Origin of the sequence: Sphingomonas sp. 3-13AW (assembly GCF_049311085.1) — a bacterium.
Lineage (GTDB): Bacteria > Pseudomonadota > Alphaproteobacteria > Sphingomonadales > Sphingomonadaceae > Sphingomonas.
Genome location: NZ_JASNVZ010000007.1, coordinates 128464 through 146450 on the forward strand (window position 1 = coordinate 128464; position 17987 = coordinate 146450).

Annotated in this window: 17 protein-coding genes, 1 pseudogene and 1 other annotated feature; of the genes and pseudogenes, 3 read left to right on the forward strand and 15 right to left on the reverse strand. The window is 64.2% G+C overall.

The genetic code is table 11. The features are described 5' to 3' along the window. Positions 1-3: 3 nt before the first annotated feature. The 9 genes and pseudogenes from icmH to QP045_RS10270 all read right to left on the reverse strand — a co-directional run bounded on the left by icmH (position 4) and on the right by QP045_RS10270 (position 8425). Positions 4-1158 carry a type IVB secretion system protein IcmH/DotU gene (icmH, locus tag QP045_RS10230; RefSeq protein WP_422514881.1) on the reverse strand — a complete coding sequence of 385 codons (1155 nt, stop codon included), beginning with the start codon at positions 1156-1158 and terminating at the stop codon, positions 4-6. Positions 1159-1316: 158 nt separating this feature from the next. After that, a complete protein-coding gene (gene tssK / locus QP045_RS10235) occupies positions 1317-2660 on the reverse strand; it encodes a type VI secretion system baseplate subunit TssK (protein WP_422514882.1) in 1344 nt (447 codons plus the stop codon). A 362-nt stretch (positions 2661-3022) separates the two neighbouring features. Then, positions 3023-3229, reverse strand: a complete 207-nt coding sequence (locus QP045_RS10240) for a hypothetical protein (RefSeq protein WP_422514883.1) — start codon at positions 3227-3229, stop codon at positions 3023-3025. A 72-nt stretch (positions 3230-3301) separates the two neighbouring features. Continuing rightward, entirely contained in the window at positions 3302-3865 is a 564-nt protein-coding gene (locus QP045_RS10245; RefSeq protein ID WP_422514884.1) for a hypothetical protein, read from the reverse strand. Positions 3866-4598: 733 nt separating this feature from the next. Next, positions 4599-5234, reverse strand: a complete 636-nt coding sequence (locus QP045_RS10250) for a hypothetical protein (RefSeq protein ID WP_422514885.1) — start codon at positions 5232-5234, stop codon at positions 4599-4601. Between the two features lie 497 nt (positions 5235-5731). Beyond that, positions 5732-5959 (reverse strand): hypothetical protein, encoded by a 228-nt coding sequence (locus QP045_RS10255; RefSeq protein WP_422514886.1) that lies wholly within the window; start codon positions 5957-5959, stop codon positions 5732-5734. A gap of 21 nt (positions 5960-5980) precedes the next feature. Then, positions 5981-6081 (reverse strand) — a sequence feature (AL1L pseudoknot). Beyond that, positions 5983-6362: pseudogene (locus tag QP045_RS10260) on the reverse strand (transposase); the annotation flags it as partial. Its footprint overlaps the feature before it by 99 nt. Before the next feature lie 245 nt (positions 6363-6607). After that, a complete protein-coding gene (locus tag QP045_RS10265; protein ID WP_422514887.1) occupies positions 6608-7000 on the reverse strand; it encodes a GFA family protein in 393 nt (130 codons plus the stop codon). Positions 7001-7078: 78 nt separating this feature from the next. Continuing rightward, positions 7079-8425 (reverse strand): oligogalacturonate lyase family protein, encoded by a 1347-nt coding sequence (locus tag QP045_RS10270; protein WP_422514888.1) that lies wholly within the window; start codon positions 8423-8425, stop codon positions 7079-7081. Positions 8426-8538: 113 nt separating this feature from the next. On the opposite strand from QP045_RS10270, the gene QP045_RS10275 reads away from it, so the two are divergent. Both QP045_RS10275 and QP045_RS10280 read left to right on the forward strand, forming a co-directional pair. Further along, positions 8539-10059 carry an MFS transporter gene (locus QP045_RS10275; RefSeq protein WP_422514889.1) on the forward strand — a complete coding sequence of 507 codons (1521 nt, stop codon included), beginning with the start codon at positions 8539-8541 and terminating at the stop codon, positions 10057-10059. Then, positions 10059-11048, forward strand: coding sequence for a glycoside hydrolase family 43 (locus tag QP045_RS10280; RefSeq protein ID WP_422514890.1), 990 nt, complete (start codon positions 10059-10061; stop codon positions 11046-11048). The genes QP045_RS10275 and QP045_RS10280 overlap by 1 nt, the downstream gene beginning before the upstream one ends. Here QP045_RS10280 and QP045_RS10285 read toward each other — a convergent pair. The 6 genes from QP045_RS10285 to rhmD all read right to left on the reverse strand — a co-directional run bounded on the left by QP045_RS10285 (position 11035) and on the right by rhmD (position 16993). After that, complete coding sequence (locus tag QP045_RS10285) at positions 11035-12096, reverse strand: glycoside hydrolase family 43 protein (protein ID WP_422514891.1); 1062 nt, start codon at positions 12094-12096, stop codon at positions 11035-11037. The two genes, QP045_RS10280 and QP045_RS10285, sit on opposite strands and share 14 nt — an antisense overlap. A 37-nt stretch (positions 12097-12133) precedes the next feature. After that, complete coding sequence (gene rhaT / locus QP045_RS10290) at positions 12134-13192, reverse strand: L-rhamnose/proton symporter RhaT (protein ID WP_422514892.1); 1059 nt, start codon at positions 13190-13192, stop codon at positions 12134-12136. Then, positions 13192-14097, reverse strand: coding sequence for an amidohydrolase family protein (locus tag QP045_RS10295; RefSeq protein WP_422514893.1), 906 nt, complete (start codon positions 14095-14097; stop codon positions 13192-13194). The genes rhaT and QP045_RS10295 overlap by 1 nt, the downstream gene beginning before the upstream one ends. A 63-nt stretch (positions 14098-14160) precedes the next feature. Further along, the gene (locus tag QP045_RS10300; RefSeq protein WP_422514894.1) at positions 14161-14910 is read right to left on the reverse strand and encodes an SDR family NAD(P)-dependent oxidoreductase; all 750 of its coding nucleotides are present in this window, start codon (positions 14908-14910) and stop codon (positions 14161-14163) included. Next, complete coding sequence (locus QP045_RS10305; RefSeq protein WP_422514895.1) at positions 14907-15764, reverse strand: fumarylacetoacetate hydrolase family protein; 858 nt, start codon at positions 15762-15764, stop codon at positions 14907-14909. Before QP045_RS10305 ends, QP045_RS10300 begins: the two co-directional genes overlap by 4 nt. 35 nt (positions 15765-15799) lie before the next feature. After that, the gene (gene rhmD / locus QP045_RS10310; RefSeq protein ID WP_422514896.1) at positions 15800-16993 is read right to left on the reverse strand and encodes an L-rhamnonate dehydratase; all 1194 of its coding nucleotides are present in this window, start codon (positions 16991-16993) and stop codon (positions 15800-15802) included. Positions 16994-17157: 164 nt separating this feature from the next. Between rhmD and QP045_RS10315 the strand changes: the two genes are divergently transcribed. Beyond that, positions 17158-17976: an IclR family transcriptional regulator gene (locus QP045_RS10315; RefSeq protein WP_422514897.1), complete on the forward strand. Its 819-nt coding sequence runs from the start codon at positions 17158-17160 to the stop codon at positions 17974-17976. The last annotated feature ends 11 nt before the right edge of the window (positions 17977-17987 follow it).

A 17987-nucleotide genomic window follows, 5' to 3' on the forward strand; every position in this document is an offset into this window, starting at 1 on the left:
GCTTCACTCGCTCCGGGGAATGACGATCTCGACCCGGCGGTTCATCGCCTTGCCCGCGTCGGTCGTGTTGGAAGCCACGGGTTGGGCCGCACCAAAGCCGTCGGCAGTCACGCGTCCGGGTGCCGATAGGATCGTCCGGAAGATCGCGGCGACCCGCTCCGCACGCGCCCGCGACAATGCGACGTTGCTGGGAAAGGAGAGGCTGGCAACCGGGTCGGTGTCGGCGTGGCCCTCGATCCGGACCTGACCCGGCTCCCGTTCGGTCGCCGTGGCAATGCGCTCGAACAGCGCGGCGCGACCTGGTGCCAGTTCATCCGAGCCGGAGCGGAACAGGGTCCCGGCGGTCGTTCGAACCCTGAGACTCGTCGGATCCTGCTCCACCACCACCAGACCGCGCGCGATCTCATCGGCCAGGAAGCCCTGCAGGCGCTGCTGCTGCAGGCTGAAGGGCTCCGCTGGTGTCACCGAGGCGCGCGAAAGGCGGAGCGGGGTCGCGGGATTGATCGCGAGAAGAGCATCCATCGAGGGCTGCCCCGTCTGCATCAGCACCAGCCGCAGGCCGAGAACCACGAACAACAGCAGCCCCAGGAGGATGCTGGCGTACAGCATGACCGGAGCCCAGAAGCCCACGCGCCCGCGAGGAGTGGGGGTGCCACGCCATGCTGGCACCAACTCCGTTTCGGACAAGGCGCGAACCTGCGGAAGCGCTGCAAAGGCGCTCCGCAATGTAGCCCGCAACCGACCGTCTGGATCGCCGAGCCGGTGTCTACCCTGAAAGCCCGCCGCGAGGCAGGCATGATATAGTTCGATCAGCTCCGCATATTCCCCCGGCCGCGCCAGCATCTCGTGCAGCAATTGCCAGAAGCGGTCGCCGCCGATGTTCTCACGAAATCCGCGCACAACCATGCTGCGCCTCGCCCACTCGGCGCCTTCCTGGGCCCGGCCCGGCAGATTCTGAGCGATGTCGTCCACCGTCGCGAACACGGCGTAGCGGGCGCGGCGGCGGGTTTCCTCGTCATAGCCCGCAGCGATCAGGGTTGCGTCAAACCGCTCCGCCGCCGCCGCCGCCTTCCGGTGGAAGGCGGGCAACTCGATCTCGACCCGTCCGGACTGGACAGATGCGGCCAGCGCCAGCAGGGGCGCCGCCGCCTCGATCATGCGGGGGCGTGTCTGCCGCGGCGGGGCGGCGGGAAGATCGTCATCGGGTGCGGCGACGGAAGCGGCCGCGACACGGCGAGGCAGCGGCGGCGGCGTCCCTCCCCTTTCTGCTTTCCGCCCCGGTGGGGGAAAGAAGAGCGTGCGCTCGCCGCCGTCGCTCATCGCGAACTCTGTTTCACGAACCAGAGCTCCAGCCGGAGTCCAGGCCAGTCACCCGCGACATGAAGCCCAAGCGCGGGCGCGGCGGCGAGCTCCGGCCAGTCCGGCGACGAGCGATCGAGCTCAAAATACACATAGCCCGGGATCGCCCGGATCTGCGCGGGCGGCGTCGGCGTGTGGCGTAGGGGGACGCCCGCGAGGGCAGAGTCGACGATCTGCCGCATGCGGTGCACCGGGCCGATCTTGGCGATCGACGGAAAGCGTGCGCGAACATCCTCAAGGGGTGTGCGCGCCTGGACGGCAAGGAAGAAATAGCCGGTCTGAAACAGCACCGGATCGGTGATCCGCGACGTGTAGGCGCCCGGCGCCGCCTCGATGAGCGGCAGCATGAACGCGGCCTTGTCATAGATCGCCGAGAGTGCGGACTGGATCGCCTCTACCACCGGCTCAAAGCATTGCTGGAGGCGCTGGTGGTCATAGGGGGGAAACGTGGCGGGCCGTCGCGCCTCCGTCGTCAAGGTCGCGAGTTCGCCTGCGAGACCCAGCAATGCCTCATAGAGCCGCTCTGGGTGCAGCATCGGCAGTGCCGCCAGGTGGCTCAGCTGCGCGCGAGAGCGGTTCAATAGCTGTAGGAGCAGGAAGTTACCGATCGTCTCTGCGCCGCCGTCCGTCGCCTCGACCGCACGCAATGCGAGTTCTTCGATGCGCTGTTCTGCCCGCCCGATGATGTCGGCGAGGAAACCGATGAGGCGGGGACTGGCTGCGATGTCGAGGACGGGCGGGATGTACCGATCGTCCAGCACCACGGCGCCCGCAACCGTCTCCCGGATTCGTGCCAAGCCGAGGACGGTCCGGCCATAAGTCTGGTCGCGCGTAACGCCGAAGCTCAGGTTTGGCCTCGCAACCTCGATGGGTTCGCGCGCTCGCTCCTCGGCGAAGACGTCCGGCACCTCCGCGACGTCGACCAGGTATCGGGACGATGCCGCGCCCGGTTCTTCCACCATGCGGAACTCGACCGCGCCCTGCTGATGGGCCGGCAAGGTCAGGTAGAGGATTGCGTCGCGGGTATCAGCCGTCACGTCCAGCGGCGGCAAGGGCGGCAGCGCGCCGGGAATGGAAAAGGGAAGCCCGTCTGGCATCACCCCGGACAGGCGCTTGACCGCAAACTTGCCGAGTGCGGCAAGATCCTCATTGATGACGAGTTCGGTCAGGCCCCAGGCGTACGGGCCAGCGGTCCTGGCCCGGGCCGCGACCAGTCCGTCCAGATATCGATCCTGCTGCTGAAAATGCTGCTGGCGCAGGAACTGACCCTCGCGCCACGCGACCCGACCCTCAGCCAGCATCAGCCCGGCGACCGATGCAGACGGAACACTGGCGATAGAACATGCATGGGTTTTCCATAGACAGATGTGACCATCGACGAGTGCCGCGCCAGGCATTTCAGCGGTGTGTCAGGGGTCTCTCCCGCGGCTACAGCAGTAACCCGCTCCAGTCGGGTCCGCGCTGCGTCGCATCAATAGCTTCGACACCCCAGGGCGATTACGACCAGGGGCGGCGATGACGCACGTGGGAATCTCGGCACCGGGCGAGGCGGCGGATCGGAGAACGGCGCTAAAAAGAAATCCACGAAGATGTCGCCGAACCACGGAAATAGCGCAGGCCAGAAGATTAGCGGCGCCTAGCCCGCGCCGCCTGCGCCGCTAATTCACTGCCATGCGATCGCTCGCTCGCGAGTGAGTTCCGCACGCAGCCAGTCAGCGTCGAAGGCCTTGTCGCCGAGGAACATGCCGAATTGGACGTCTTCGATCAGCAGGTTCACCCCGACGACATCGTGGCTTTGACCGGGCAGTAGAACGAAGCGCGTCAGGTTTCCCAGCGCGTCCACCACCGCCACGATCTGGGACAGTACCATTTTCGGATTCGACACGGATAGCGACGAACGATGCTGATCCACGGTTTGTCACATTCAAAACCGCGGCTCCGGTTAGCTTGCCGGTGCCCCCGCCATATGCGCACTCATCTTCTGATAAAAGATCCGCCAATTGTCAGCATTCTCCGATCCATTCGTCAGCCCCTGCATCACGCTGTTCCGGGTAAATGACGAATAGTGGATATCCTTTGTATCAAGCGCGTAGTGCGTCGCTTCGTGGACCATCACGCCGCGCAGCGTGAGTTCGGGAAACATCCAGAACGCCTTCTGGTTGATGCGGATCTTCGTGCCCCCGTGCTTGCCCATATGGCTCCAGCCGCCGCCCATCTTGAGCATCACAGAGACATGATCGTCGCCCAGGCCCTCGGTATCCCAGTTCGGCCGCCGATAGGGTATCGCGGTGCCATCGCCCGGCGCGTTGATCAGCGGCGGACCTTGGAACGCAATCAGCAGCGTGCGCACCTGTTCGCGGAACTCTAAGGTGCTCAGCGGCTTAAGATACTTGTCGATCTGCCGTTGGAGATAATCCTGACCGGTCGTGCTCGCGCCGCCGAACCCCGCCCTGGGCGCGCGGAGGTTGAGTAGCCGGTCGAGATCGTTGCGGATGATGGACAGCATCCGGCGGAGCTTCTGTTCGCGATATGCCCGGCTCATCGGCGCCCCCCACCTGCATGCGAGAGGCCCGCAGTGGCGATGAGGGCGGTTGGTGCTGGGGAGGTCGAACGGCTCGGTTCGCCGACGCAGTCGCGGCGGCATTCGAAGCGATGATGGGTCGGGGTCATGGTGATCGGCTCTCCGGGCGATATGGCCGCGGCGGGCGGTGGGGGAGCGCCGCGCAATCGTGCTATAAGATGCGTGTTACCCTTCGGTTTCATGGCCGCGCCGTTCGACGACGGATGTGACACGTCACCATGCCGCCGAGCGCGCGGCGTTGCGGCTGTCACCCACGCTCCCGAATCGCTTATCCGTTTGTTACGGTACGACGCGTTCTTTGTCGGTCCGGTTCAGAACGGCCGCAGCGGCCGATATAGCGCGGGCAAGGAGCGATTATGCAGCGAGAACATCTCGGCGAGTAAGTCGATCTGTGGCAGTTCAACCAGACGCGTCGCATCAAGGTCAATGCAACCGCTGGTCTCGAGGTTAGCGAAGGAGTAAACTTCGGCTGCGTCTCGGATGGCAGTATCGTAAAACTGCCATTGGCACGCTACGGCCTATGGATATTTAGCGCATAGCGATTTTAGGGCGGGGAGGTTGATCATGGCATGGAGTCACGGTCGCTCTTGACGGGGCGGGCGGTGGCGCTCGTGCATGCCGCATGGACACTGAAAGTACCGTATCAACTGATTCAAAGCTAAAGCACTTCCCCCGGTAAGCAAAGTGGTGGCATGCCTTGGCTTATTGACTTTGGTGCAACAACATCGCGATAGCCTTGCGGAAGCGGGATGTCTATACGGGGAAGTCCGCGTTTTGTTTCTCGGGCCCACCTACTCTTGGGTAATTCCTTGTAAGTACGTATATGCTGCATCGCAGTAAACTTTGCCCCACCGCCCATAGATCCGCACCTGAATAATATGAGCCGTTCGACGTTTCTTCCACCTTCTATTATTGACAAATTGGCTCGATCTTCAATCTCTATGAATATAGTACCCCCATTTTCTTTCAAGTATTTTTGAACAGACCGTGTCTTCTCGTAGTTGCTGTCATTTTTCGGCTTCGGCAAGTCTTGCAAAGGAACGGGGTGACCTTTTTTATCAAAAAGCCTTGATGATCCTAGCATAGTAGGGATGGCCTTCCGGGCATGGTCGTAAGCAGAGAAATATCGTGATGGCCAGATTTTAAGGGTAGCACTCAAAGGTTTTAGTGAATACATATTGTGCTCAAAGACCCATCGTGTTCTTTCATCGTGATCGATAAAGACGGTCTTTTCGTGCCAATCCAACTCTGGTGCTTCGACAAAACTGCGCAGCAAAGAGGGATGGTAAGTCATCTTGAAAGAGACTTTAATGTTAGACCCGAATTCTGTATCAGAATCCAGGGGTCTGAATCTTCCGTAAACGGAATCACATGTCCAGCGACCCATTTTTCATAAGCTCCGGTTGAGTTCATTTTTCCTGATTATCTCTGCCCCTTATGGTCGCCGAGGCCGCACTTGCCATCCCCCGCGGTCGTATTCCCACCGATGTTACAGATGCATTTCAACATACTTGCATCGGCCATGCGCGCGCCATTATGAGCCATTTGCAAGGTGGAATGACAGCTATCGGCGAGCATGCGGAAAGACCGGGAACAAGGTTGATCCTCGGGTGCAATCACGCTGCCGCGCCATCCCTGAATGGCGAAGGGCGGTGAGACAGCAGAGCATGATGAATGGTCGCGTCTCCTAACAAGCAGCGTCGCCGTGGACTGTGACGGTGCGTCAATGTCACCGGTAGCGCAATCAGACCTTTACGCGAGCGAAGGTCGAAGTTGTTCATGGACCGGCGGTTAGAACTTTTCCGCCTCTGCACCCATTGTGGATATTATTTGACGTGATTGGGCATCGGCGAGCACTTCAAGCGCGCCTTCCTCAATGCTGTCATACGCTTGGGCAACAACGCTGGCCAGACTGATCTCCGGTAGATCGTATTGCACCGTCATCGGGTGTCGGGTGTCGACCACACTGACATACAGGCCGATCACCTTAATCCCTTGACCTTCCAGCTGCATGCTCAAACCGTTTGTTCCCGATCCCAGTGACGGCAGATCGCCTCGACGCCATAGGCATCGCGGTCATCGCCAATGAAAGCGATCATCTCCGGAACGGGCGGTCGAGCTCCGCCTGGGCAAAATGCGCGGACGCCTTACGCGGGATCTCCTTGGCTTGCCGGAGTTCACGGACCTCGCGCTCCAGCGACTTCACCTTGTCGGCCACCTCGTTCGGCACACCGCCGCGCTTGCCGCTGTGGATCTCGGCCTTCCCTACCCACTCATGCGGCGTCTGCGGAACGCAGCCGATCTTCTCAGCGAGTGATACCACCGTCGCCCATCGCGATGGATGATCCCGCTCGTGATCGAACACCATCCCTACCGCTCGCTCGCGGACCTCAGGCGCAAATTTGTTGGTCTTCTTGCTCATACAGGCTCCACTTTCTCAGGAGTTGGAGCCTCCGACAAATCCGGGGCGGTTCAGTTCACCAGACTGTTGAAGTCGAACCTGCAGGATCATGGCCGCATTGTCGCTCGACGTGCACCTTGAAAGCGGCTTGTCCGTAGCCCACCCAATTCTGCTGAAAAAGGTGCCAGCTGGATCGTTCAGGCTCGAGTTCGGACATTGAAGCGGGCGGACGCCCGCGGATCAGGCCCGCGCTCTGGCTTCCCGTCTCAATCCTCGGAGCGACCCTCCCCCTCGCGGTCGCGCGGATAGTGCCGCTTCGTCGGGAACTCCGGCAGCCACGTTTCGCGCCGGATGGTCCAGTTCTCGTAAGTGGGCGTCAGCTGGTCAGGCGCATCAAGCGTCCCCAGGTGAACCTCGACCTCGTCGCCGTAACGGGAGAAAATGGATGAGCCGCAGCGAGGGCAGAAATTCCGCCCCCCGTACACGCGCGTTTTGCCCTCGACCCGGACGGCTTCCTCCGGAAAGATCGCGGCGGCGAAGAACAGCGCGCCGTGATGCTTGCGGCAATGCAGGCAATGACAGATCCCGACTCGGTACGGTTCGCCCCATGCGTGGATCCGGACATCGCCGCACAAGCATCCCCCGGTAAACTGCCTCACGGTGCACCCTTTCCCGCAACTCACGCCCGAGAACGCGCAATGGGCGGACAATTTCCCGCCCGAGGCCGCAGCGCAGTATCACGTGCTAGGCTTGGCTACCTCCACGGCATAGACGTGGGTGGCACCTTCGAAATTGCCCCGGAACACGATCCACTTGCCATCGGGCGTGAAGGTCATGTTCGGCTCCAGCCGATAGTCGTGCTTGCGCATGTCGACGAGCTTTTCGGCGTCCAGCGTTCCGGGGATCACCAGCGTCTCGGCGTTGGCCGCATGAATGTCGGCGACGTCGGGGATGGCCCTGGGCGTGAAGAGATAGAGGTATTTGCCGTCAGGCGCGCGGGCGACCATTTCCGGATCGCCGCCGTCGCCAGAGAAACGCCGAAGATCGGGCGATTGGTTGAAATGCACCGACCACTGGTTGCGATCGACCTTGTACCAATGCCGCCTGCCCGTCGCGAGTTCGTAGCCGGCAAGCCAGAACACCTCCCCGCGCGGGGTCTGTAGGTCGTACCAGATGGTCTTGCCGTCGGGTGAGAAGAACTCGTGGCCGGCAATTTCCATGTTCATGGTGCGCTTGTGCACCAGCGTCTTGCCAGTGCCGTCGGTCCGGATCGTCCAGATGCGGTCGACCTTATGCCACGGCCCCTCGTGGCAATACATGATCTGGTGAGGATCGGTCGGCGAGAACTGGATGTGGTTGAGCCAGTCCGTCGACGCGGTCACCACCCGCCGCTCCCCGGTGCGGATGTCGATGGTGAAAATCTCCATCGGGATTTTCGCTTCGAGCCGCTCGTTGAGGCGGATCTCCTTGGCCTCGGCAAAGCTGTAGGGCGTCCCGTCCGGGCGGGTCGCGCGATAGTCGGTCTCCCCCGGGCCGACGACATGGCCGCCGTGCTTTCGCTCTGCCTGCGACCGAAGCGTTCCGTCGGCGCGCAGCGCCCCGTCCGCCTTGGTCAGCTGGCCCAGCAGCAGCGTTTCGTCCGCATTGATCGAGCCGATCGTCCCGCCGGGAACGACCGCGACCTTGCGGGTTCTGCCGGTATCGATGTCGGCGGCATAGATCGTCATCGTTCCGCCCGCGTCGTCCCGCGCGCGATTGCTGTAATAGGCGGTTCGGGTCTTTCGGCCCGTGAACAGGAGCGCGAGCCCCTTGCCCTTCACCAGCGGCGTGACCTCCCAACTCTTCAGGTCGACCACGGCGAGACCATCCGGTACCCCGATCACCATCTTGTCGCCCTGGGGCGTGTAGCTGTTCTGGTGGAAATAGAGGCTGATGCTGTCGGGAACCCGGCTGATCCGCACGACCCGGTGCCCGGTGAGCGCGTCGGTCCACTGTGCGGCCGGTTCCGCGCTTGCCGCCACCGGTGTTGCGAGGGGCATCGCCAACATGGTTGCGGCCGCCAGCATGGACAGCAAGGGTCGCATCGCTCTTTCCTCCCCGAACGCTTGTGGTTTTTCCACATTGTATGATAGCTCTTCATGATATGAGCACGAAGCGACAGGCGGGACAAGCCTGCGCGGCGGGAGGAGGATCTCACTTGGCACCCAGCACCCACCCCCCGGCCCGCCCGGTCCGGCTGGTCAACTATCTCGCCTACGGCTCGAACGACGTGCTGGGCGCCGGCTCGATGGCCGTCATCTCCGGATGGGTGCTGTTCTTCTACACGACCTTTTGTGGTCTTGAGGCCTGGCAGGCGGGCCTGATCTTCACGATCGCACGGGTGTTGGACGCGATCGCGTCTCCGATCCTCGGTCATATCTCCGACAACATGGGCGACACGCCGCTTGGCAGGCGCTTCGGGCGACGGCGCTTCTTCATCCTGGCCGCAATCCCGTTGCTGCCGTCCTTCGCCATCATGTGGGTCGCGGGCCAGAGCTTCTGGTACTATCTGGCCACCTATGTGCTGTTCGAGCTCGTCTACGCGATGGAGATCATCCCGTACGAGACGCTCGCGGCAGAGATGTCACGTGACTATCGCACCAAGGCGAAGTTCGCCGGCATCCGCATCCTGTTCGCACAGGCATCGGCGATCCTCGCCGGCTTCCTGCCCGCAATGCTGATCCAGACGCTGGGACCCGACAGCCCGGACACCTTCCTCTACATGGGCATCCTGTTCTCCGCCCTGTTCATGCTCACCGCGGCGTTCCTCTATTTCTTCAGCTGGGAACGCGCGCCCTCTGAGGTGGCGGCGCTGCGTGCGAACACGGAGGGCCGGGCATCGGTCGGCTCCGCGATCCGCGGGCTGTACCGCAACCTCCTGTCGACCTTCCGCATCCGCGCGTTCCGACTGCACCTGGGCATGTATCTGGGCGGCTATATCAGCCAGGACGTCTTCAACGCCGCCTTCACCTTTTTCGTGGTGTTCGCGCTTGCCGGCTCTGTCAGCATCGCCTCGACGCTGCTCGGCACGATGTACGTCGTCCAGTTCGTGGCGGTGATGATCGCCATCAACCTTGCCCTGCGCACCTCGCCCGCCTTCGCCTATCGGCTGGCCGCTGCAAGCTTTGCGATCGGCGCGATCGTGCTCCTGCTGATGTGGAACGCGGGCGCGCGGTCCGGCGACCTGCTACTGTGGGTCCCCATCGTGTTTGCCGGCCTCGGCCGCGGAGCGCTCAACTATATCCCGTGGGCGACCTACAACTACATGGCCGACGTGGACGAGATCGTGACCGGCCGTCGCCGCGAAGGTGCCTTCGCCGGCGTGATGACCCTGGTCCGCAAGCTCACCCAGTCCGCTGCCGTCGCCGGCGTCACCGCGATCATGAGCCTGGGCGGCTTCGTCTCGGGTGCCACCACGCAGAGCCCGCAGGCGATCACGACACTTGCCGCGATCCTGGGCGTGGGGACGGTGGGCGTTCTGATCGCCGGTGTGCTCGTTTCCTTCCGCTTCCGCCTCACGCCGGCGACCCATGCGATCCTGATGGACGAGATCGAGCGGCTGCGTAGCGGAGATACCAGCCCGCCCGACCCCGCCCACCGCGCCGTGGTCGAGGATCTGACGGGCTGGCGCTACGACCAGCTCTGGGGGAACAACCCGGTCGCGGCCGCTCGCCCGTGATGCTGGCATGGGCGTTGGCGCTGGTCGCTTCAGCCGGCCAGGGCGCGGTGGCGCCCAAGCCGCTGTTCCGCGACCCGGTCCGCGACGGCGCAGCCGATCCTTCTACCGTCTATGATCCGGCGACCCGCGAGTGGCTGATGTTCTACACCAACCGGCGCGCCGACCTGCCGCTCGAAGACCCCAAGGACGTATCCTGGGTACACGGTACCGCGATCGGGGTTGCTCGCTCGAAGGACGGCAGCCGCTGGCGATACGGCGGTACCGCCGCCATCCCGTCCAGCTGCACCGGACCTACCCTATGGGCGCCGGAGGTGCAGCGCTTTGGCGATGTCTGGCATCTTTGGGTGACGGTAGTTCCGGGCGTGTTCCGCGACTGGAACGCGCCACGCTTCCTGGTGCACCTGACCAGCCCCGATCTCGTCAACTGGTCCTGCGGGGAGCGGGTGGAGCTCGGGTCGGATCGGGTCATCGACGCCAGCGTCGTTGCCCTTCCCGGTGGCGGCTGGCGGATGCTGTTCAACGACGAGCGTGCCGGCAAGACGGTCCGGCAGGCAGACAGCGCCGATCTGGTTCACTGGCGGGTGGGCAAGACCATCGTCGAGACCCCCGGCGAGGGGCCCAAGCTGTTCCGGTGGCGGGGACGCTGGTGGCTCGTCAGTGACGCCTGGAAGGGGCTGCTGGTGCAGCGGTCCGACGATGGGGAGCGCTGGACGGGGCAGGAGGGGTATCTGCTCGGCGAGCCCGGCGAGGCCGCAACCGATCGCGCCAAAGGGCAGCACCCCGATGTCATCGTAGCCGGCGACCGGGCCTATCTCGTCTACTTCGTCCAGCAGGAGGGTGAGCCGGAGGCCGCACGCGACCCGCGCTGGGGCCGACGCAGCGTGCTCCAGATCACCGAGCTGCACGAACGCGACGGCGTGCTGTCCGCAGACCGCAACCGTCCCACAAAGGTCCGCCTGTCCCCGCCGCCCGACGTCAGCAGTCCTTGAGTGGGCTTCCGGTCGGTGACTCCTGGGTGAGGCAGGGGTGCGTCGGATACGCCTCCAGATCGAGCTCCGTCGCCTCCCGCACCACCTCGACCCGATCGCCAGTGTCGCGCATCTCGTAGAGCTTGCCGAGGGCATGGGTGAACGGGCGGTGGAGGACCATCATCAGCCGCCCGTCGAACGCCTTGAACAGCATGCCATGGCCACTGTCGCGCTTCACGAGCGGGCCTAGCTGCTCCCAAGGCCCCTCAATTTCGCCGGACCGCGAGCGCGCCAGCGCCTGGACGTACCCGCGCTCGCCATAGCTGGACCAGAGCATCAGCAGGGTGCCAGTCTTCGTCCGGAACAGCTCCGGCCCGTCGGTCACATAGACGACGGAGCCATCGGGCTGCTTCTGACCCTTCACCCAATCCGCCTCGTCGGCACGAAACAGCAACCGCGGCTTGCCGATCGCCTTGAGGTTCGCGTCCAGGGGGACCGCCTCCATGGTGCCGACCGTGGTCTGGAGCCACTCGTGCGCATAGACCATCCAGGGCTTCCCCTTGCGGTCAACGTAAAGGGATCCGTCCAGGGTCATGCGGTCGGCCGGCGCGACTGGTTCGGCATTGCGCACGGGCGTGAACGGACCCTCGGGCCTGTCGGCGACGGCCAGCACCGTACCCCGGCGGTACAGCGGCCGCGGGCCATTCGAGGATAGCGGTAAGTCCGGGTTGTGGAAGGTGGTGAAGAGATACCAGCGACCCCGCCAGCGGTGTACCTCGGGCGCCCAGCTTCCCGCCGTCGCCCAACGGCCCTCCGGCATCGCGAAGACGACACGCGGGCGGGTCCAGTGGCGCAGGTCGCGGCTGGTGTAGACCATGGTGCCCAGCCGCGCGTCACCGGTCATCCCCGGCTCGTTGCGGGTGTAGAGATAATAGGTGCGGCTCGCCTCATCGGCGACAATCCAGGGGTCGTGCAGCGGCATCTGCGGCAGGAGCAGCGGTGCCTGCGCAGCAGCGGACGGGGGTGGCGGCGGGGGCGGAAGCTGCGCGCCCTGCCCTCCCCCGGTCATGCTCAGCAGAACGAGTGCAAGCGCCGTCGATATCACTTCATGCTCCCAACAGATTGCCGTAGCCGATCACCAGGGTCGCCAGGACCAGGATCGCCACGCCGGCCCACACCATCGCGCGGACGCGAGGATGGGCATCCTTCCATTCGCGCAGGGCAAAGCCCCACAGCGTTCCAAAGATGATGATGCTGGCCATGTGCAGGGTCCAGGACGAGAAGCCGAAGCTTCCCATCTGGCTCTCCCCCATGGTGTAGAAGAAGAACTGGAAATACCAGGCGATGCCCGCGACGGCGCACAGCAGGTAATTGCGCAGCAACGGTGCCCCGGTGCCGCGGCCGCCGCCCCGCCACTCGCCAGCGCTGCGATTGCGGCGGATCAGCATGGCGCACCATGCCAGGTTGGTGATGAGCCCGCCGAACATGACGAGGCACAACACCGGGAGCCCGGTCCACAAGGGACCGGTGCCGGCCGCGGCGGAAACGGGCCGGATCGGCTCGCCCGCGGCAAGGCCGAAGGCGAAGCATGCGGACATGATGCCGGCAAAGATCGCAACGACGATCCCCTTGCGGAAATCGAACTCTGAGACGGCCGCCGCCTTTTGCTCGGCCGACAGGGCAGCATCCTTGCGCGCGCCTGCCAGGGCGACGATCACGATCCCGGCCAGCGTCATCCCGAGCCCCACGAGGATGATGTTGCCCGAGGGGCTGTCGAGCAGCTTCTGCCGAAAATCCCCTGCGAAGATCGGCGGGATCAGCGTCCCAAACACCGTGCACAGTCCCAGCACAACCGCCATGCCGAGCGACAGGCCCAGGTAGCGCATCACCAAGCCATAGCCCAGGCCGCCGAACCCCCACAAAAGGCCGAAGAACACCGGCCACAGCAACGTCGGCGTCGGTGTGCGCGAGAGAACGCCCAGAAGATCCTCGGTCTGGATCGCCGCGAAGAACCACGGAGCCAGCAGCCACGAGAAGACGCCGCCGGTCAGCCAGTAGATCTCCCAACTCCAGCGCCTGACGCTCCGGTAGGGCACATAGAAGCTCGCCGAGGCAAGGCCCCCGAGCCAGTGGAACAGGACCCCCATCAGGGGATTGGCGCCCATTACAGGTCCAGCGCGAGGCGATAGACGCGGTTCGCGTTGCGCCCGAACAGGTCCCGCCGCTCGTCCTCCGAAAAATCCGCCACGACCGCGTGGTACGCTTCCATATGCCGGTCGAACGGCCCGAACAGCTTGTCGGTGGGGCTATCGCTCGCGAACAGGCAGCGATCGGTCCCGAACAGATCGATCACCTCGAGGAGATAGGGTCGGATGCTCTCCGTCGTCCAGTCGCGGTCGATGAAGCCGACGCCCGAGAGCTTGATCGACACGTGTGGGGACCGTGCAAGCGTCCGCAATCCGTGGCGCCAGCGGGTCAGCCCTTCGGCCTCGGACGGGATCGGCATGCCCAGATGGTTGATCACGACGGGGATGTCGGGATGGCGTTCGATCAGCGGAGCAAGCCCCGCCATTTGCCCGGCATAGCATTGCAGGTCGAATGAGAGCCCATAGCGCGCCAACAGGCCAAAGCCTGCCCACCAGCGATCGTCCTGGGTAACGTCGCTCGGCGTGTAGGTGCGCAGCGGATTGGTATGCCAGTTGACGATCTGCCGAATGCCCCGGACGTGCGGATGGGCGGCATGCGCCTCAAGCAACGATTCCACGCCCGGGTCATGCAACGGCGCAAAGGCGACGATGGCGTTCGGCATGCCGCGCTCTTGGGCCAACCCTTCCAGCCACTGCGTTTCATCCAGCGCCTGGGCGGGATCGGCCCCGGCATCGATGTGGACAATGCCCTTCACGTTCCACCGGCGGGCATCTGCGCAATAGTCGTCGATGAGATAGTCGTGCGCGATGGGCTCGGTCACCCCGGCCGGCCCCTCGCTGAAGGGCGGCGTCAGCCAGGGATAACGGATATGGCCAAGGTCCCAGAGGTGGACATGGGCATCGACAAACGGAACGGCTTCCATGGATCTCCTCTCGCATCGCGCGCCGCCTCTTGCGGGGGTCGCGCATTCCGAACCGGGGCGGGCTCAGAAGGTCGTGCGTCCTCCTGAGGTGTCGAAGGTCGCGGCCGTGGTGAAGCTGCACTCCTCGCTGGCCATGAAGCACACCATCGCGGCGCTCTCCTCGACCTCGCCCAGCCGGCCCATCGGAATCTTGGATCGCATATAATCGACCTGGCTCTGCGGGAGCTGGGCGAGAATGGGGCTTTCGAAGGTGGCGGGCGTCAGCGCGTTGGCGATGATCCCGCTGCCCGCCAGCTCCTTGCCCAGGGACTTGGTGAAGCCGATCACCCCTGCCTTCGATGCGGAATAGGCCGAGGCATTGGGATTGCCTTCCTTGCCCGCAACCGAGGCGACATTGACGATCCGGCCATAGCCGTGCCGCAGCATGAAGGGCACGAGGGCGCGCGAGCAATAAAAGATGCCGTTCAGGTTGATGTCGATCACCTGGCGCCAGCTATCGATCGGATAGTCCTGCACCGGCCCGGTGGCGCCGGTGATGCCGGCCGAGGCGATCAGCACGTCGATCCGCCCGAGCGCAGCGAAGGTGTCGGCAGCAGCAGCCTCAACCGCCGCTTGATCCGACACGTCAAGCGCCACGATATGGGCGTCACCCACCGCGTCGCGCGCCGCGGCGAGGGCCTCGGGATTGACGTCCCACAGCGCTACGCGGCCGCCCTCGGCGACGATGCGGCGGGCAGAGGCGAGCCCCAGGCCAGAGGCGCCGCCGGTTACGACGGCGGTCCGGCCGGAGAACCGATCCGGAAATACGCTCACCCCAGCACCTCGTCGCCCAGGTTGCGCCATGCCACGACCTGCTGCTGCTGCTCGCCGAGGCCCGCGATGCCGAGCCGCATCGTGTCGCCGGCCTTCAGGAAGATCTTTTCGGGCTTCTTGCCTTCGCCGACGCCCGGCGGCGTGCCGGTAATCAGGAGGTCACCGGGATAGAGGGTGATGTAACGGCTGACGTAGCTGATGATCTGCTTCACGTTAAAGATCATCGTGCGGGTATTGCCGGTCTGCATGCGCTCGCCGTTCACGTCCAGGAACATGTCGAGATCCTGACAGTCGGCGATTTCGTCCGGCGTCACCAGCCACGGGCCCACCGGGCAGAAGGTATCGTGGCCCTTCCCCTTCGACCACTGGCTGCCGCGCTCCTTCTGGTTGAAGCGCTCCGACACGTCGTTGGCAACGGTGAAGCCCGCGACATGCGCCAGCGCATCCGCCTCTTCGACGTAGCGGCAGGTCTTCCCGATCACCACGCCCAGTTCCACTTCCCAGTCGGTGTGGGTGGAGTCCTTGGGGATCATCACCTCGTCATTCGGTCCGGTCAGGCTCGACAGCGCCTTCATGAACATCACCGGCTCGGTCGGGATCGGCAGGTTGGATTCGATCGCGTGATCCTCGTAATTGAGGCCGATCGCGACGATCTTGCCGATACCTTCGACCGGTACGCCATAGCGGGGCGAACCTTCGACTGCGGGCAGGCTCGCGACATCGACGTCTCCCAGGGACGCGATCGCCTGCACCGTCAGCCGGTCTACCTTGCCCGAAAGATCGTGCAGGACGCCGTTCGCGTCCACGACGCCCGGCTTTTCGGATCCACGGGCACCAAAGCGGCAGAATTTCATGGGGAACGTCTTTCCTTGGGTCAGGGTAGCAGGGATCAGCGCGCGTAGGGGCGATGCATCGGCAGGTCGCGGTTGAGCTCGACGCCGAAGCCCGGCTTGTCGAGCACGCTCGCGCGCATCCGGCCGTTCACGGGAACGGGCTCGCCGATCAATTGCGGATGGAACATCGGCACCACCTCGCTCGGCCCCGGATGCATCATCAGGAACTCGGCGAACGGCGAGTTGTGGCGCGTGATGACGAAATGATAGCTGTAGACGGACGAACCGTGCGGCACGACCAGCTTGCCGTGGGCATCGGCCAGCGCCGAGATCTTGAGCAGCTCGGTGATGCCGCCGCACCAGCCCACATCGGGCTGGATGATGTCGCAGCAGTCCATCTCGAGCAGCATGCGAAAGCCCCAGCGCGTCGCCTCGTGCTCGCCGGTGGTGACCAGCATGCCCCGGGGCACGTTGCGCTTCAGCTCGGCATAGCCCCAATAATCATCGGGGCTGATCGCCTCCTCGATCCATTTGAGGCCGTGTTCGTGCGCAGCGAGTGCGAGACGCGTGGCATAGTCGACGTCCAGGGCCATCCAGCAATCCAACATCAGCCAGAAATCCGGACCGACGCGCTCGCGCATCGTCGCCAGCTCCGCGATGTTCTTGCGCAGACCCTCGATCCCCTCGGCCGGCCCGTGGTGGAGCGGCATCTTGCCGCCGATAAAGCCCATGTCCTTCGCAAGGTCCGGACGGGCGCCGGTCGCATAGAATTGCAGCTCGTCGCGGACCGCGCCGCCCAGCAACGCATACACCGGCTCGCCGCGCAGCTTGCCGAGCAGGTCCCACAGCGCGAGATCGACGCCGGAGATGGCGTTCACCACCAGCCCCTTGCGCCCATAATATTGGGTCGAGAAGTACATCTGGTCCCAGATCTTCTCATATTCGGCCGGATTGCGTCCTTCGAGGAAGCGCGCGAGATGCCGCTCGACGATGAAACAGGCAGGCTCGCCCCCGGTGGTGACGGCAAAGCCGATCGTGCCGTCCTCGGCCTCGATCTCGACGACCAGCGTGCCCAGCACGTTGATCCCGAAGCTTTGACGGGACTGCCGATATTCCGGGTAGCGGGCCATGGGCGTGGCGATGTGGTCGTCGATCCAGTGACCTTCGCCCTGGTCGTGATAATCGGCACCGCCCCCGCGGACCGTGAACGCTCGAACGTGCTTGATCCTGGGCAGACCGGTGTAGGCCATTCGCACCATCCCCTTACTCGCCGCCGCTTTTACGGCTTTCACAAAAACATGTTACCGGTACCATTATCTGGCACCGCGCTCGATGATATGAGTTGATCGTCTGTTCTGCGCCAAGACCCCGGCGCCCATTTACATTCTCAATTTGTGGGATAGGATGTTACGAGATGGAAAATTCCTCGTCAAACGAAGATTTGCCGGAGGGCAAGGCAGCTCCGAAGGTTCAGGGTAGCCAGACCTTGCTGCGCGGCCTGGACCTGCTCGACCAAGTGATCGACGGCCCGGTTCGGCTTGCCGAACTCTCCGCGCGGCTGGGCCTCACGCGGTCGACAACCCACCGACTTGCGAACGCGCTCATCGATCGCGGCTTCGTCACCTTCCTTCCGCGCGAGGGCTATCAGCTCGGCCCCAAGCTGCTGCAGCTTGGCTTCCTGGCGCAGAACCAGGCAGACGTGGTCCGGATCGCCCGCCCGCAGATCGAGGCGCTGGCAGCGCAAAGCGAGGACACGGTGCATCTCGGCCGCCTCGACGGCGACCTCGCGCTCTACCTCGACAAGATCCCCGGCCGCCGCCGCGTCGACATTTCCAGCCGCGTCGGCGACCGGCAGCCGCTCACCTCGACGGGCCTCGGCAAGGCCCTGCTGCTCGACTCCACGGAGGCCGAATGGCAGCGCGCTTTCGAGCAGGAACAGGGCAATGGCGCACCCTCGATCGACTATGACACCTGGCTGGCGCGGATGCGGGGCTATGTCACCGCAGGCCATGCGTTCGACCTTGAGGAGAACGAGGATCTGATCCGTTGCGTGGCCGCCCCGGTCCGCGATGCGTCGGGCAAGATCGTCGCCGCCATCAGCCTTTCCAGCGCCGCGCAATATATGGACGACGACCGGATGGTCGCCCTCAGTGATGAAGTGCGCGGCACCGCAGAACAGATCAGCCGGGATCTCGGCTGGACCCCCGACGCGCGCCCGCAGAAGCGCCGCTAGACACGAAGAGG

Coding starts and splice junctions, on each gene's coding strand:
- QP045_RS10315 (WP_422514897.1), top strand. CDS start 17,158: ATGGAAAATTCCTCGTCAAACGAAGATTTGCCGGAGGGCAAGGCAGCT.
- QP045_RS10245 (WP_422514884.1), bottom strand. CDS start 3,865: ATGCTGTCCATCATCCGCAACGATCTCGACCGGCTACTCAACCTCCGC.
- QP045_RS10280 (WP_422514890.1), top strand. CDS start 10,059: ATGCTGGCATGGGCGTTGGCGCTGGTCGCTTCAGCCGGCCAGGGCGCG.
- QP045_RS10285 (WP_422514891.1), bottom strand. CDS start 12,096: ATGACCGGGGGAGGGCAGGGCGCGCAGCTTCCGCCCCCGCCGCCACCC.
- tssK (WP_422514882.1), bottom strand. CDS start 2,660: ATGCTGGCTGAGGGTCGGGTCGCGTGGCGCGAGGGTCAGTTCCTGCGC.
- rhaT (WP_422514892.1), bottom strand. CDS start 13,192: ATGGGCGCCAATCCCCTGATGGGGGTCCTGTTCCACTGGCTCGGGGGC.
- QP045_RS10240 (WP_422514883.1), bottom strand. CDS start 3,229: ATGGTACTGTCCCAGATCGTGGCGGTGGTGGACGCGCTGGGAAACCTG.
- QP045_RS10305 (WP_422514895.1), bottom strand. CDS start 15,764: ATGAAATTCTGCCGCTTTGGTGCCCGTGGATCCGAAAAGCCGGGCGTC.
- QP045_RS10250 (WP_422514885.1), bottom strand. CDS start 5,234: ATGACTTACCATCCCTCTTTGCTGCGCAGTTTTGTCGAAGCACCAGAG.
- rhmD (WP_422514896.1), bottom strand. CDS start 16,993: ATGGCCTACACCGGTCTGCCCAGGATCAAGCACGTTCGAGCGTTCACG.
- QP045_RS10295 (WP_422514893.1), bottom strand. CDS start 14,097: ATGGAAGCCGTTCCGTTTGTCGATGCCCATGTCCACCTCTGGGACCTT.
- QP045_RS10270 (WP_422514888.1), bottom strand. CDS start 8,425: ATGCGACCCTTGCTGTCCATGCTGGCGGCCGCAACCATGTTGGCGATG.
- icmH (WP_422514881.1), bottom strand. CDS start 1,158: ATGATCGAGGCGGCGGCGCCCCTGCTGGCGCTGGCCGCATCTGTCCAG.